This window comes from Sporosarcina sp. FSL K6-3457 (assembly GCF_038007285.1).
Lineage (GTDB): Bacteria > Bacillota > Bacilli > Bacillales_A > Planococcaceae > Sporosarcina.
This window is the reverse complement of the sequence record NZ_JBBOWX010000001.1, coordinates 3,985,661-3,998,690: the sequence shown is the minus strand read 5'-3', so window position 1 is coordinate 3,998,690 and position 13,030 is coordinate 3,985,661. Positions and strand designations below refer to the sequence as shown.

Below are 13,030 nucleotides of genomic sequence, written 5' to 3'. Positions count from 1 at the left end.
TCGCTTTAGATTGAACGACTTCTATACAATCACCGTGCTGTTTTTTATGTAAAGGGATGCGATTTCGCCGCATCCCTATTGGCGGATGGAACAACACTGGTTGGCCAACAATCGCTTTAGTAAATTGATTTCTTTACATACGCCATCTATAATAAGTTAAGGGTTCAATAGTGTAACGAGTTCAAGTGGCTAAAGGATTAGCCAAGTGCATACAGCCGATAAGAGAAGCGATTCGTCTCGTTGTAAAGCAAGAAGTAACTGTTAAACCCTATAGCAGGGGCGGTTGCTTCTTTTCGTTTGTAAAAAGTCGAAATCCCTATATCTGCTATAGTTGTATAGTGAAAGGTGGTTCCGTATGGTGAAGAAAATTCGATTGGGCTTGTTCGGTGCGGAGGATTCCTTAGAAATTATGCAATCGGTGATTGTACAATTTCCTGAATTTAGTTGCATATCTATTTCTTATTGGCAGGATGATGAAATTATAGAAAAATTGACTGCGAACATGGACGATGTGGATATGTGGCTATTTTCTGGGCAAATTCCCTATGGATACGCCAAGAAATGGTCTGGCATCTCACAGCCCATGTTTTATGTACCTTCTTCCGGATCTAGTCTCTATAGAACGTTATTGCATATTGCTTATCAACAAAAGATTCCGTTTAGCCAATTAAGCTTTGATACATTCAATCCTGCTGAACTGGAACGGATTTTCCTAGAATCAGAGATTGATTTTAAACCCGGTTTCTTAAAACACTACGAAGAAGAGATCCCTACAGATGAAGTGGTGCAGTACCACTATGATCTATGGAAAGAAGGAAAGACGCAAGCTGCAGTCACTTGTCTGAAAAATGCCCAACACGCACTCATCGCTCTTGGTGTACCTGCGTTTCGGGTCCTTCCGGCACAATCTGCAATCATTTCGACATTGGCACTTATTCGACAAACAGATGAGACTTTGCACTTTAAAGAATCACAAATTGCAGTACAGATGATTGAATTCGATTCTTTTTCCAGCTTAACAAAGGACACTTTTTCAACAGATGAAATCCATAAAGTTGAAATCAAAATGACTGAAAAACTATTGGAATATACAAAGAAGATAAATGGTTCGCTCAAGTCAGCTGGTCCAGGACGTTATATGATATTTACAACACGCGGACCCTTGCAAGAAATTACTAAAGAATTCACGGTCACTCCAGATCAGACAGTTCTTCAGCTTACTGGAGAAAATACTGTTACATGTGGAATTGGGATTGGACAAACTGCCTATGAAGCGGAAATTAATGCAGGAATCGCCTTATTGCATGCCAAGGACTATGACAAGGGCTCATGGATGGTCGTTTTTGATGATAAAACAATTACGGGGCCACTTGGGCAACCTGAACAAATCATCTATGGAATTGCCCCAGAGAAATTACAAGCGTTAAGCCAACAAACCTCATTAAGCGTCGTCACGTTGAGTAAACTGGAATCTATTCTAAGAAAAATCGGGAAAATGGAAATAAGTGCCCATGACTTAGCCAGCTATATGAAAATCATGCCACGCAGCGCGCGCAGAATTTTGACTGAGCTTGAGGCGAAAGGATTGGCGCAAGTAGTTGCCGAAGAAACCCTCCATCCAAGAGGGAGACCAAGAAAAATTTATCAAATCATGTTATGACAAGATATTCTTTATCTTGTCTTTTTTTGTTTTCTTCAAAGTTAGAAAATTAACACTAGACTGAACCGAGGGGCTTCGTATATAATAATGGCTATAACCGTTAATGGTCCGAAATTGAGTTTTAATCGAATCTTAGGAGGTAACACATTGAGGAATACAGAATTTAGTAATTTGGTTGAAGAAATTCAAGATGAAGTAATTGGTTGGCGTAGATATCTTCATGAGTATCCGGAGCTGTCCTTTCAGGAGGATAAAACAGCTCAATTTATTTATGAAACTCTTCAGTCTTTCGATAATCTAGAAATTTCCCGCCCCACAAAAACAAGTGTAATGGCACGTCTTATTGGGTCCCAGCCAGGGAAAACGTTGGCGATTCGCGCGGATATCGACGCTTTACCCATCCAAGAAGAAAATTCACTATCATTTTCATCCAAAAATGCAGGCATCATGCATGCTTGTGGTCATGATGGTCATACAGCCATCCTGCTAGGGACGGCGAAGATCCTTTCATCCTTTCAGCATCGAATCAAAGGCGAAATCCGTTTCTTATTCCAACATGCCGAAGAGTTAGCTCCGGGTGGTGCCCAAGAAATGGTGCGTGAAGGTGTAATGAATGGGGTCGACATGGTCATTGGGGCTCATCTCTGGTCACCCATTGAAACGGGGAAATTCGGTGTCTTGTCCGGACCTGTAATGTCCTCACCCGATACGTTCACAATTACAATTATCGGTCTCGGAGGACATGCTGGCCTGCCACATCAGACTATCGATGCGATTGCCATTGGCGCACAAGTCGTTAGCAACTTACAGCATATTGTCTCCCGGAAAGTAGATCCATTGGATAGTGTAGTCCTTTCCGTTACCAAGTTTGCAGGTGGCTCTGCTTTGAATATCATTCCTGATTCTGTTGAATTAGCTGGTACAGTCCGTCTTTTTAGCACTGAACAACGCATCATCATCCACGAGTTGATGGAACGTATTGTAAAAGGGATTACCGAAGCGCATGGTGCCTCCTATACTTTTTCCTACAATAACGGTCCTGATCCCGTCATAAACGATGAAAAAACAACCTATGTCATTGAAGAAACTGTGCGTGAACTATGGGGAGACCAGGCATTGGCGCAGATGAAACCGAATATGGGCGGCGAAGATTTTTCTGCTTTCCTGGGGAAAGCGCCAGGCACATTCTTCTTTACAGGATCAGGGAATAGAGATTTGGGTACCGATTATCCCCATCATCATCCTCGTTTCGATATAGATGAAAGCGCTTTAAAGAATGGAGTAAATATGTTTGTCCATGCAGCCTTTAAGTTACTAAATCACTGATTTTCCTATAATTACACAAATGGAGGGATAGTAGGATGAATTCAAAAATAGGGGACAATAAACAAGTCAAAAGAAAATGGGAAATGCCCGATACTTACGTAATTCTTTTTCTCGTCTTATTAATAGCTGTTCTCGCAACTTATATTACACCCGCAGGCTCATTTGAGCGTGTGGCTGTAGATGGCGTTGAAAGAGTGGTAGCGGACTCTTATGAACAAGTAGAAAGGAATCCTGCTGGATTTATGGACATTTTTTTAGCCTTGCAATCTGGTATGGTTCAATCCGGTAGTTTAATTTTTCTTGTCCTTTTTGCGGGTGGGGCATTTGAAGTCATTGAACGTACCGGGGCGATTAGAGGTGGAATCTTAAAAGCAGTAGATAAAATGCAAGGCAAGGAATTTTGGCTCATCGCTGTTATTTCTACTTTGTTTGCATTAGGTGGGGCTATCGGTGCAGTTGCAAACTCGGTTATTCCATTCGTGGCGATTGGTATCATCATCGCGAGAGCACTTCGACTTGATGCAATCGTTGCGGTCGCCATTACATTTGGAGCGACGTTTGCGGGTTTCAATGTAGGCTTTTTAAATCCTTATACAGTTGGGATTGCTCATTCAATTGCTGGCCTTCCATTGTTTTCGGGAATGTTGTTCAGGGTTATCGTATTTGTCATTATCGTCGGCATAACGATTTACTATACCTGGAGATATGCGAAAGGTATTTTGGCTGATCCGTCAAAAAGCTTAATTGGCATCTTGGATAATTCTGAGGATTCAAGTGAAGAGTTAACAGCTCCTTTCACTGCCCGACACAAACTAATCTTAAGTTTTGTTGGTCTAGCCTTACTTTTCTTCGTTTTTGCGACGGTTCAATTTGGCTGGACAATAGACCATATGGCCGCATTCTTTATCATTATCGGACTTGTTTCTGGGGTAATAGCGGGAATGAATTATAATAAAGTTGCGATTGTATTTTTGGAAGGATGCCAAAAACTAGTCTATGGTGCTATGATTATAGGCGTAGCAAGAGCCATCCTCATTGTAATGGAGAATGCACATATTTTAGATACAGCTGTATACGCTCTTGCCATTCCATTGGAAACGATGTCACCTATATTCGCTGCACTGGGCATGTTTGTGGCCAATACTGCTCTTAACTTTGTAATTCCATCAGGAAGTGGCTCGGCGATGATTGTTATGCCGATTTTGTCTCCGTTGGCAGATATGATTGGTATTACTCGTCAAGTTGCTGTACAAGCATTCCAATTTGGGGACGGTTTAACGAATAGTATTTTCCCGACATCAGGCGTTTTAATGGCGAGCCTTGCTGTTGCAGGGGTCCCATGGAGTAAATGGGTAAAATGGATGTTGCCTCTCTTTATTATATGGAACGTAATAGCAGTAATTATGTTAGTAATAGGTGTACTCATTGGATGGGGACCATTTTAATTCAGTTCATTTGTACAAACACTATTTATATGTGAGAATCGGGCTGTCCAGGAAATCAGTGAAAACTGAATCGGACAGCCTTTTTAGTTTCTACTTAGAAAATCTCGTACATCTTTCCAACATGCTCTTCATACAAAATTGCCTCCTACTAGATTCCTAATCTGTTAAGATAAAAGAAAAAGTGGCAGGTGAATGAAATGAAAGAGCAAATATTGATTATAGAAGATGAAGAGAATATCGCACGTGTCCTTCAGCTTGAGCTTGAATTTGAAGGGTACGGAACAGGGATTGCGCATACAGGGCCCGATGGGTTGATTAAATACCGTGAGCAGGCGTGGGATTTAGTGCTTCTTGATTTAATGTTACCTGGGTTGAATGGTCTTGACGTGCTTCGCCGGATTCGTGCAACGGAAACGTCTACTCCAGTCATTTTATTGACAGCGAAAAACGATGTAGAGGATAAGGTGGCAGGGCTTGATCTTGGGGCGAATGATTATGTGACGAAGCCTTTTGAAATCGACGAACTGCTGGCGAGAATTCGTTCAGCACTACGATTTTCGACGAAGTCAGTTGTTGAAAAAGACAAAAATTTTCATGAGTTTGCGGGCCTATCCATCCATGAACAGACACGTGAAGTAAAGCGGGCCGGTCGTACGATTGACTTAACACCGCGCGAGTTTGACCTAATGCTTCATCTACTTAAGCATCCGAACCAAGTATTATCGCGTGAACAATTGCTCGCTGCGGTTTGGGGATTTGATTATTATGGGGAAACGAATGTTGTTGATGTCTATATCCGTTATGTCCGAAAGAAAGTAGATACGGGTGAAAAGAGCTCACTTATTCAAACGGTTCGTGGCGTTGGGTATGTATTGAAAGAGCAGATTACTAATGAAGCTTAAGTCGAAGATCCATTTGTATTCAACACTTCTTATGCTTGTTATTCTTATTATAACGAATATCGGTATTTATATTTTATTTGAAAAGATGGCGCATGATACAGAGTATAACCAATTGCTGATTCGCTCCAAGGAAGTGACAACTTCGCTGAGTAAAATGGCGGGGGAAATGGACGCCGGAACGCTTGTAAGGGCCCATCTTCCACCAAATGGAGCGATTCGAGTTGTTGATGATAAGGGCAAGTCGAAGGTTACGACGGAATCCGAGCTTGGATTGGGAAAAGAGCATTTTGACACACAACCAAAAGAGCGTTATACAATCGGTGATTTTAATGGAACGCAGACCATGTTCATCCGTGTGCCTATTATATGGACGGATGGGGAAGTTGTACAGCTGGAGATGGTACAGGTTTTAGAGGACTTGAAAAATAATCTGGGCTTGCTTCAGCTGGTGCTCATTGGAATGACGATTGTCACCATGATTCCTATCACGCTATCTAGCGCGGCGCTTGGGCGTATAGTGACGCAGCCTGTTGAAAAGCTGATTTCGACGATGGTAGCCAGTCAGCAGTCAGGTACTTATGAAAAAATCCAAGTATCCGTTGGTGGAAAAGACGAGCTGGCACAAATGGTCCGAACGTTTAATGACATGATGGAGCAGCTGGAACAGAATTACAACAAGCAAGAACAGTTTGTGTCCAATGCCTCCCATGAATTAAAAACACCTCTTACGGTTATTGAAAGCTACGCACGCTTACTTACACGCCAAGGTTTTGACAATCATGCAGTTGCATTAGAGGCTGTTGAAGCTATTCGAAGTGAAACAGGTCGCATGAAAGAAATGATTGCACAAATGCTAGAGCTGGCCAAGAGTAACGAGCATCTGACGTTTGAATTTGCTGAGATTGATCTTCAGATATTGGTGGAGAAAACGATTCAGCCGATGAGACAAGCATATGCGAGAGATTTTATAGTAGAAGGAAATCAGTCGATACTGCTCATAACGGATGCCAATCGACTCAAGCAGTTGTTATTTATCCTGCTAGATAATGCACGTAAGTACAGTGACAAGGAAATTAAAATAGCCGTTCAAGAACAGGAGGAAATGATTGCGATTTCTATAATGGATTATGGCAACGGAATTTCCGAACAGCATTTGCCGCATATTTTTGACCGTTTTTATCGTGTTGACCAGGACCGTAATCGCAAAACAGGTGGAACGGGATTGGGACTTGCGATTGCCAAGGAAATTGCAGTGGGGCTCGGGGCGGAGTTGAAAATTGAAAGCATTGTAGGGATGGGGACGACCATTCGTATTTTGATTCCAAAAGAACGGATTCTCATCGGTTTTTAATGTTGGACACGTATGCTTGAGGGAAGGAGGGATGTGTATGAAAATCATTAAGAAGCCTTGGTTTATCCCTATTGTGTTGACCATTGGTATTTTGGCGGTTGGTGGATACTATACGAAGCATTTGGTTTCGAAAGCGGAAACCTTACCTGAAAATGAAATTCGCAAGCAGCTTGAAGAAACATACGGTGGTAAGGTGGAGAGATTATCCTTAGATGGGACATTGTTTGAAGTGGAATTGTCTCGCAATAAGGATGTCTATTTAGCGACGGTTGACGCTGAGACTGGGAAAGTACTTTCGTTGATTCAAACAAAAGAAGTGATAGAGGAAGAGACACCAATTGCCTCTGTAGAGGAAGACGATATCACAGATGAACCTAACAATACTGAAACAGTCGGGCAAGACAAAGCGCCAACAGATGAGGTAGCAGCAGAACCTAAAACGGTAGTAACGGAGTCAAAGCAGCCAATACCATCTCAACCTAAAGCAACAACAACAGAGCCTGCAAAAGTAGTGGTGCCCGAATCTAATCCTAAAACAAGCACTAATCAGACGACATCGCCTAAAACATCGACTACTGTGCTCATTTCAGAAAAACAAGCGATAAAAATTGCACTGGGTCAATTGAAGGGAGAGGTGGAAGACATTGAGTTTGTCCAAACAAGTGATGGCGGCTACTATTTAGTTGAAATCGATGACGACGATCAAGATGACGAAGCTACTTTTCAAATACATGCGATTTCGGGCAAAATCCTGTCTGTGACATGGGATGATTAACAGGGGCAATGAAATTCAATTTCTCCTATTAAGCCTCTGGTGGATTCTCTCATCAAATTCTAATAATCCTCTCCCTTTCCTCTCATAATAGAGTTGTATGATGAAGGTAATAAGAAAGGGAGGCATTCTATTATGAATAAATGGATGATCATTCCTGCACTGGCAGGAGCAGTTGTACTGGGCGGAGCAGCATTGGCAAACGGTTTAGGAACGAGTGAGGCACATGCAGCAGAAAGTTTTCTTTCTTTAAAAGAAGCAAAGGCACTGGCTGTTCAAAAAGTCGGTGGAACAGTGACAGAAATTGAGCTTGAAAAAACTAAAACAGGTTTTATCTATGAAGTTGAAGTGAAATCTAACGGAGTAGAATATGATCTTGACATTGATGCACAAACAGGAAAAGTAGTGATTGAGAAACAACAAGCTAAGCAAGTCGCCCAAGCAGAACTACCACGAGTAGCAGGCACGAAGCTTTTAACAAAAGACGAAGTAATTGCGATTGCATTGAAACACGAAAAAGGTACAGTGACGGAAGTAGAACTTGACGACGACGATGGTCGCAAGCATTATGAAATCGAAATTAAAAACGGCACTTTCGAATATGACTTTGAAATTGATGCGATTACTGGAAAAGTGTTGAAATTTGAAAAAGACCGTGATGATGACGATGATCAAGATGATGATTAATTGACTTCGAAAAAGGACTGTTCCGGGAAAATCGGACAGTCTTTTTTCCTTAGTGAACTAGAAGATTTCGTACGTCTTTCCGACGATAGCAACTTCAGCAGGACCATCATAGTTCAGGCTAGCCGCCTCCAAAATATCTTCAATTTGTCCATGCAAGGGTAAGTGTGTGAGGATAAGTTGTTTAGCACTCGACAAGCTAGCCAATTTCCCCGCCTCACTGCCACCCATATGCCCTGGTGCTTTACCAACATGCTCTTCATACAAATTTGCCTCGCTAATTAACAAATTTGTCCCTCGTGCGAAATCGACAAGCTCATCTCGCCATTCGGTGTCGGCAGTTAGTACAATCGAGTGGCCAGCGACGCTAAACTTCATGGCAAGACAGTAAACAGGGTGGATTGTTCGACAAAATGATACTTCAAATGGACCGATTTGGATGACATCATCTTCTGAAATGGCTACGCCTACGGTCTGTTCTTTATACGATAGCTTGTCGAAATTATCTTGATCTTGAACATGCCCGTAAATCGGCAAAGCAGGTGCTGACTTGCCGAGATAGAAATTAATGAGCCGACTAAATTGCAAACTGCCAATATCCGCAATATGATCTGCATGATAATGGCTGATGACAACTGCATCCAATTTTTCTAACGGTAAATAATTTTGCAGCGAGGAAAGGACCCCACTCCCACAATCGATTAAGCAATTAAATCCCTCGTGCTCAATTAGAAAAGACGATGTCGCGCTGTTAGCTTTCGGATAACCGCCCCAAATGCCGATAGGTGTAATTTTCATACGTTCAATAACCTCCCTCATTTACTGTAAGTGTACCGCGGTGACAAGGTATTGAAAAGTGAGGGCTATAAAACTCTAAATACGAAGAAGTGACTATTCGTTAATGTGATGAAAAAGTTCTGTTTTTTGTTAGGAATTAGTACAGTATCATGTGGTTTTAATTGTGAAAACAGTATTCTTTGAAATGAATGATGAAAAATAAAATTGACCTTACTGGAAATAAACCGTATAATATATTCGAATAATTCTAGTAATTATAATGGCAATTTAAACAAAAAGGAATGTGACATACGAGTGAAGGATTCCACGCTAGAGCAGCTATGTAATTTATACACTGAATTGACGGAGGAAGACATTCGTATATTAAAAAATACTGCATCGACTTTGCAAATGTATGCGGATTTGTCGGATGCCTATATGTTTATCGATTGTAAGATGAAAGATAGTGAGAATGCAATCGTTGTGGCGGAGGCTTTTCCAAAGTCGGTGGAATCTGTATACGAAAACTCTGTAGTGGGGAAAATAGTTTTCGATACTTTTGAACCGGGTGTATTTTATAGTTACCGTCAAGGGAAGAAGTCGGTCATTCGCCAGGCAGTGACACAGGAAGGTAGATCTGTGGAACAAAGTGTTGTGCCCATTAAAAATGATTCACATGAGGTTATTGGTGTTCTTATTCAAGAAAAGGAAGTCGATTATCCGGCAGTTAATCAAAATAATCAACAAAAGGACTCGTTAGGTCAAGGATCAATAGACTATGTGATGGGCGATAATAGTAATGATATGCCAATGGTTTCTGACTTGCTTATGGAAATATTTTTATTAACTGATAACGAAAATAAATTAATCTATGCTAATCCAGTAGGTGTGAAATTCATTACTGAAATGAGTCGTACAGAAGAAATTCAAAATAGGAATTTAGTAGGATTATTGCCCTTCTTAAATCCGGTTTACAATCAGCAAGATGATGTGTTTGTTTTTGAATTAACAGTAGATCACAAAAACTTAGTTGTGAAAAAGGTTCGACTACGCAAGAAGGATAAGATGAGAGGGACATTGCTCATTATCCAGGATTTAACGGAGCTGCGCACAAAGGAAAAAGAGCTGATGATGAAATCAGTCGTTATCCAAGAGATTCATCACCGAGTGAAAAATAATCTTCAGACAGTTGCAAGTTTACTCAGATTACAAATGAGAAGAGGATTTCCGGAGGAAAGTAGATCTTATTTTGAAGATACTTTGAATCGTATTTTTAGTATTTCTTCGGTGTACGAGCTCATTCTTGCCAATGAAGATGCGGAAGATGATGATGTCAACATCATTGAATTGACAAGGAAAGTCTGCTCGACAATGGTTATAAATGAGCTACATAAAAAAGTTAACTTGATTATTTCTTCAAATGGCAATAGAATATTAACATCATCTAGGAAAGCGGTTTCAATTGCCTTAATCGTCAATGAGCTCGTTCAGAATTCATTAAAACATGCTTTTCCAGAAGATGAGCAAGGCGAAATTGTTGTGGATTTTCTATCAAACAAAGATTTTTTGGAGCTTCATATTTTCGACAACGGCGTTGGGATGAGGGAGCCTAAAACTTCACTTGGATTGGAGATTGTTCATAACTTAGTAGTCAATGATTTGAATGGTGAATTTAGTTATTTACCGGAAAACATAGGAACACATGCAGTCATTACGTTTCCAGTAAGTCCGGAGGTTATTATTTATTATGAGAAAGAAAATACTGATAGCTGAAGATGAATCCATCATTCGAATGGATATTAAAATGATGCTAGAGGATCATGGTTACGAAGTAGTTGCTGAAGCGGGAGATGGGGACAGAGCAATCGAACTAGCCTTTCTTCATAGACCGGATCTTGTATTAATGGATATAAAAATGCCGAAAATCAACGGCTTACAGGCCAGTCAAATTATTGGCAAACAATTGGATCTACCTATCCTAATTATTACTGCTTATAGTCAAAAGGAATTTGTTACGAAAGCACAGCAGGATAACATTGTAGGGTATTTGGTTAAACCGATTGCGGAGTCTAATCTAATACCAGCGGTTGAAATAGCCCTGCATCAAGCAGATAAGGCGAAACGACTAAAGGGGGAAATCAGCGATGCTCAACAGGAAGTTGAAAAGAGAAAGCTGATTGAACGGGCGAAAGGGCTTCTGATGACGAGGGAGCAGTTGACAGAACAGGAAGCATTCAAGCTAATGAGGGATTCAAGCATGTCTAGGCAGCTGACAATGGAGTCGATTGCGGAAGAAATTATCGCAGCACACAAGTAAATACCGACAAGCAATGGCGCTTAAAGAGAATATTCTTTAAGTGTCTTTTTGTGGTTTTTTAAAGGGGGTGATGACAGTCAAATTGGAAGCAGGCAATGTTGTGAAAAGGGAATACATAACTAAAAAAAGGGGGAATTTTAAATGGCGATGATTGGAACGGTAATTGTATATATTATAATGGTTTGTGCAGTCTTAGGGGCATTCGCAGCAATTAAAAACCCTGAAGAAGGTCTTGGTAAAGAGTTCATGTCGGGTATGCATGCGGTAGGTCATATTTTTATCCCGGCAGCAGGTATTATGGCGTCCATTCCATATTTGACGTGGTTTATTAGTAAATTTATAGGTCCTCTATTCGATGCGATTGGTGCGGATCCTGCAATTGCAGCGACAACAATCCTTGCATCAGATATGGGAGGCTACCAGTTAGCGAACGCCTTGAAAACATCTTATGAAGGCTGGGTCATGGCAATGATTGTTGGATACATGGCGGGGGCGACAATTGTATTCTCGATTCCTATGGGACTGGCAATGCTAGACAAAAGAGATCATAAATATATGGCACTGGGCGTGATGTCCGGCGTGTTAACGATTCCGATTGGTGCATTTATCGCTTCCGTATTGGTTGTATTATTTAACACGGAAATTCGAGATGTCATCAGTACAACATCAGAATCTACGTATGAATTTGTCATTAGTTATGGGCAAATTCTCATTAACCTATTACCTCTGCTCATTTTTGTAGTCGTTATTGCGGCAGGCTTAAAATTCTTCCCAAGAGGTATGATTGCCGGATTTATGTTGTTTGGTCGTATAATGGACGCAGCGATTAAACTCGTACTAGTATTTTCTATTGTTGAAATTTTTACAGGTGTATTCACGACTGTATTTGGTGCATGGGGCTTCGATCCAATTATGGCAGATGAGGCGGATCAGTTCCGCGCACTGGAAACGGCAGGTTATATTGGAATTATGCTAGCAGGTGCGTTTCCGATGGTATACTTGCTACGTAAGTATGCAGCTAAACCGTTGGAAGCGGGAGGTCGCAAGCTTGGACTTTCTTCAGTAGGTAGTGCGGGGATTTTAGCAACGATGGCCAATATTTTGGCGATGTTCTCATTGGTCAGATATATGAGACCTAAAGATAAAGTGATTAATATTGCTTTTGCTGTCTGTGCAGCCTTTTTGCTAGGTGACCATTTATCATTTACAGCTAATTTCCAACCGAATATTATTTTACCGGTTATTATCGGTAAATTGGCTGCGGGTATTTGTGCGATAGGAATTGCGTACTGGTTATCTGTTCCAACAGCTCTTAAACTAGAGGAGAAAGACCGCGCTGAAGGTGTCATTCGACCAGGAGAATACCTAGGAGATGACAATGCCGAGGAAATACTTAAAGCTCAGTCGTAATCTCTGTGTAGGCAGATGAAAGGAGTGAGTAAAATGAGTGAAGAGAAAAAAAGATTTATCCAGGAATTTGTACCAGGTAAACAAATAACATTAAGTCATTTAATCGCTAATCCAGATCCTGATATGTTCCAGAAGCTAGGGATTCAAGAAGCAGGTGCTTTAGGCATAATGACTTGTACGCCGAGTGAAACGGTTATTATCGCAGGGGATTTAGCTACAAAATCAGCGAGTGTTAAGATTGGTTTCCTGGATCGTTTTACAGGAAGTCTCGTCATTGTGGGTAGTGTTTCCGAGGTGGACGTGGCAATGAATGAAATTAATAAATTTCTTTCTGAAAGACTTGGATATACGCCAGCATTCATCACAAAGTCATAAGGATGTGTTCT

12 protein-coding genes are annotated in these 13,030 nt (G+C 41.0%); 11 read left to right on the top strand and 1 reads right to left on the bottom strand.

Annotation, left to right across the window (positions count from 1 at the left end; all coding sequences use genetic code 11):
- Nucleotides 1–355: 355 nt before the first annotated feature.
- The 7 genes from N1I80_RS19320 (at nucleotide 356) to N1I80_RS19290 (ending at nucleotide 8,143) form a co-directional block, all read left to right on the top strand.
- Entirely contained in the window at nucleotides 356–1,660 is a 1,305-nt protein-coding gene (locus tag N1I80_RS19320; protein WP_340739462.1) for an ArsR family transcriptional regulator, read from the top strand.
- 147 nt (nucleotides 1,661–1,807) lie between these two features.
- On the top strand, nucleotides 1,808–2,986 hold the full coding sequence (locus N1I80_RS19315) for a M20 family metallopeptidase (protein ID WP_340739461.1): 1,179 nt from the start codon (nucleotides 1,808–1,810) through the stop codon (nucleotides 2,984–2,986).
- Nucleotides 2,987–3,021: 35 nt separating this feature from the next.
- On the top strand, nucleotides 3,022–4,431 hold the full coding sequence (locus tag N1I80_RS19310) for a YfcC family protein (RefSeq protein ID WP_340739460.1): 1,410 nt from the start codon (nucleotides 3,022–3,024) through the stop codon (nucleotides 4,429–4,431).
- A gap of 197 nt (nucleotides 4,432–4,628) precedes the next feature.
- Nucleotides 4,629–5,333 (top strand): response regulator transcription factor, encoded by a 705-nt coding sequence (locus N1I80_RS19305; protein WP_340739459.1) that lies wholly within the window; start codon nucleotides 4,629–4,631, stop codon nucleotides 5,331–5,333.
- Entirely contained in the window at nucleotides 5,323–6,684 is a 1,362-nt protein-coding gene (locus N1I80_RS19300) for a sensor histidine kinase (protein ID WP_340739458.1), read from the top strand. Before N1I80_RS19305 ends, N1I80_RS19300 begins: the two co-directional genes overlap by 11 nt.
- 37 nt (nucleotides 6,685–6,721) lie before the next feature.
- Nucleotides 6,722–7,459 carry a PepSY domain-containing protein gene (locus N1I80_RS19295; protein WP_340739457.1) on the top strand — a complete coding sequence of 246 codons (738 nt, stop codon included), beginning with the start codon at nucleotides 6,722–6,724 and terminating at the stop codon, nucleotides 7,457–7,459.
- 132 nt (nucleotides 7,460–7,591) lie between these two features.
- The gene (locus tag N1I80_RS19290; protein WP_340739456.1) at nucleotides 7,592–8,143 is read left to right on the top strand and encodes a PepSY domain-containing protein; all 552 of its coding nucleotides are present in this window, start codon (nucleotides 7,592–7,594) and stop codon (nucleotides 8,141–8,143) included.
- 57 nt (nucleotides 8,144–8,200) lie between these two features.
- On the opposite strand, the gene N1I80_RS19285 is transcribed toward N1I80_RS19290, so the two are convergent.
- A complete protein-coding gene (locus N1I80_RS19285) occupies nucleotides 8,201–8,938 on the bottom strand; it encodes an MBL fold metallo-hydrolase (RefSeq protein ID WP_340739455.1) in 738 nt (245 codons plus the stop codon).
- A 294-nt stretch (nucleotides 8,939–9,232) separates the two neighbouring features.
- On the opposite strand from N1I80_RS19285, the gene N1I80_RS19280 reads away from it, so the two are divergent.
- The 4 genes from N1I80_RS19280 to eutS all read left to right on the top strand — a co-directional run bounded on the left by N1I80_RS19280 (nucleotide 9,233) and on the right by eutS (nucleotide 13,019).
- Nucleotides 9,233–10,690, top strand: a complete 1,458-nt coding sequence (locus N1I80_RS19280; protein WP_340739454.1) for a sensor histidine kinase — start codon at nucleotides 9,233–9,235, stop codon at nucleotides 10,688–10,690.
- Complete coding sequence (locus N1I80_RS19275; protein ID WP_340739453.1) at nucleotides 10,665–11,234, top strand: ANTAR domain-containing response regulator; 570 nt, start codon at nucleotides 10,665–10,667, stop codon at nucleotides 11,232–11,234. The genes N1I80_RS19280 and N1I80_RS19275 overlap by 26 nt, the downstream gene beginning before the upstream one ends.
- A 141-nt stretch (nucleotides 11,235–11,375) precedes the next feature.
- Nucleotides 11,376–12,644 (top strand): ethanolamine utilization protein EutH, encoded by a 1,269-nt coding sequence (gene eutH, locus N1I80_RS19270; RefSeq protein ID WP_340739452.1) that lies wholly within the window; start codon nucleotides 11,376–11,378, stop codon nucleotides 12,642–12,644.
- Between the two features lie 33 nt (nucleotides 12,645–12,677).
- On the top strand, nucleotides 12,678–13,019 hold the full coding sequence (eutS, locus tag N1I80_RS19265; RefSeq protein ID WP_203247481.1) for an ethanolamine utilization microcompartment protein EutS: 342 nt from the start codon (nucleotides 12,678–12,680) through the stop codon (nucleotides 13,017–13,019).
- Nucleotides 13,020–13,030 lie beyond the last annotated feature (11 nt).

Bases quoted from the DNA above. Each gene is read 5' to 3' on its own strand.
- N1I80_RS19320 (WP_340739462.1), top strand. From the start codon at position 356: ATGGTGAAGAAAATTCGATTGGGCTTGTTCGGTGCGGAGGATTCCTTA.
- N1I80_RS19310 (WP_340739460.1), top strand. From the start codon at position 3,022: ATGAATTCAAAAATAGGGGACAATAAACAAGTCAAAAGAAAATGGGAA.
- N1I80_RS19305 (WP_340739459.1), top strand. From the start codon at position 4,629: ATGAAAGAGCAAATATTGATTATAGAAGATGAAGAGAATATCGCACGT.
- N1I80_RS19300 (WP_340739458.1), top strand. From the start codon at position 5,323: ATGAAGCTTAAGTCGAAGATCCATTTGTATTCAACACTTCTTATGCTT.
- N1I80_RS19295 (WP_340739457.1), top strand. From the start codon at position 6,722: ATGAAAATCATTAAGAAGCCTTGGTTTATCCCTATTGTGTTGACCATT.
- N1I80_RS19290 (WP_340739456.1), top strand. From the start codon at position 7,592: ATGAATAAATGGATGATCATTCCTGCACTGGCAGGAGCAGTTGTACTG.
- N1I80_RS19285 (WP_340739455.1), bottom strand. From the start codon at position 8,938: ATGAAAATTACACCTATCGGCATTTGGGGCGGTTATCCGAAAGCTAAC.
- N1I80_RS19275 (WP_340739453.1), top strand. From the start codon at position 10,665: ATGAGAAAGAAAATACTGATAGCTGAAGATGAATCCATCATTCGAATG.
- eutH (WP_340739452.1), top strand. From the start codon at position 11,376: ATGGCGATGATTGGAACGGTAATTGTATATATTATAATGGTTTGTGCA.
- eutS (WP_203247481.1), top strand. From the start codon at position 12,678: ATGAGTGAAGAGAAAAAAAGATTTATCCAGGAATTTGTACCAGGTAAA.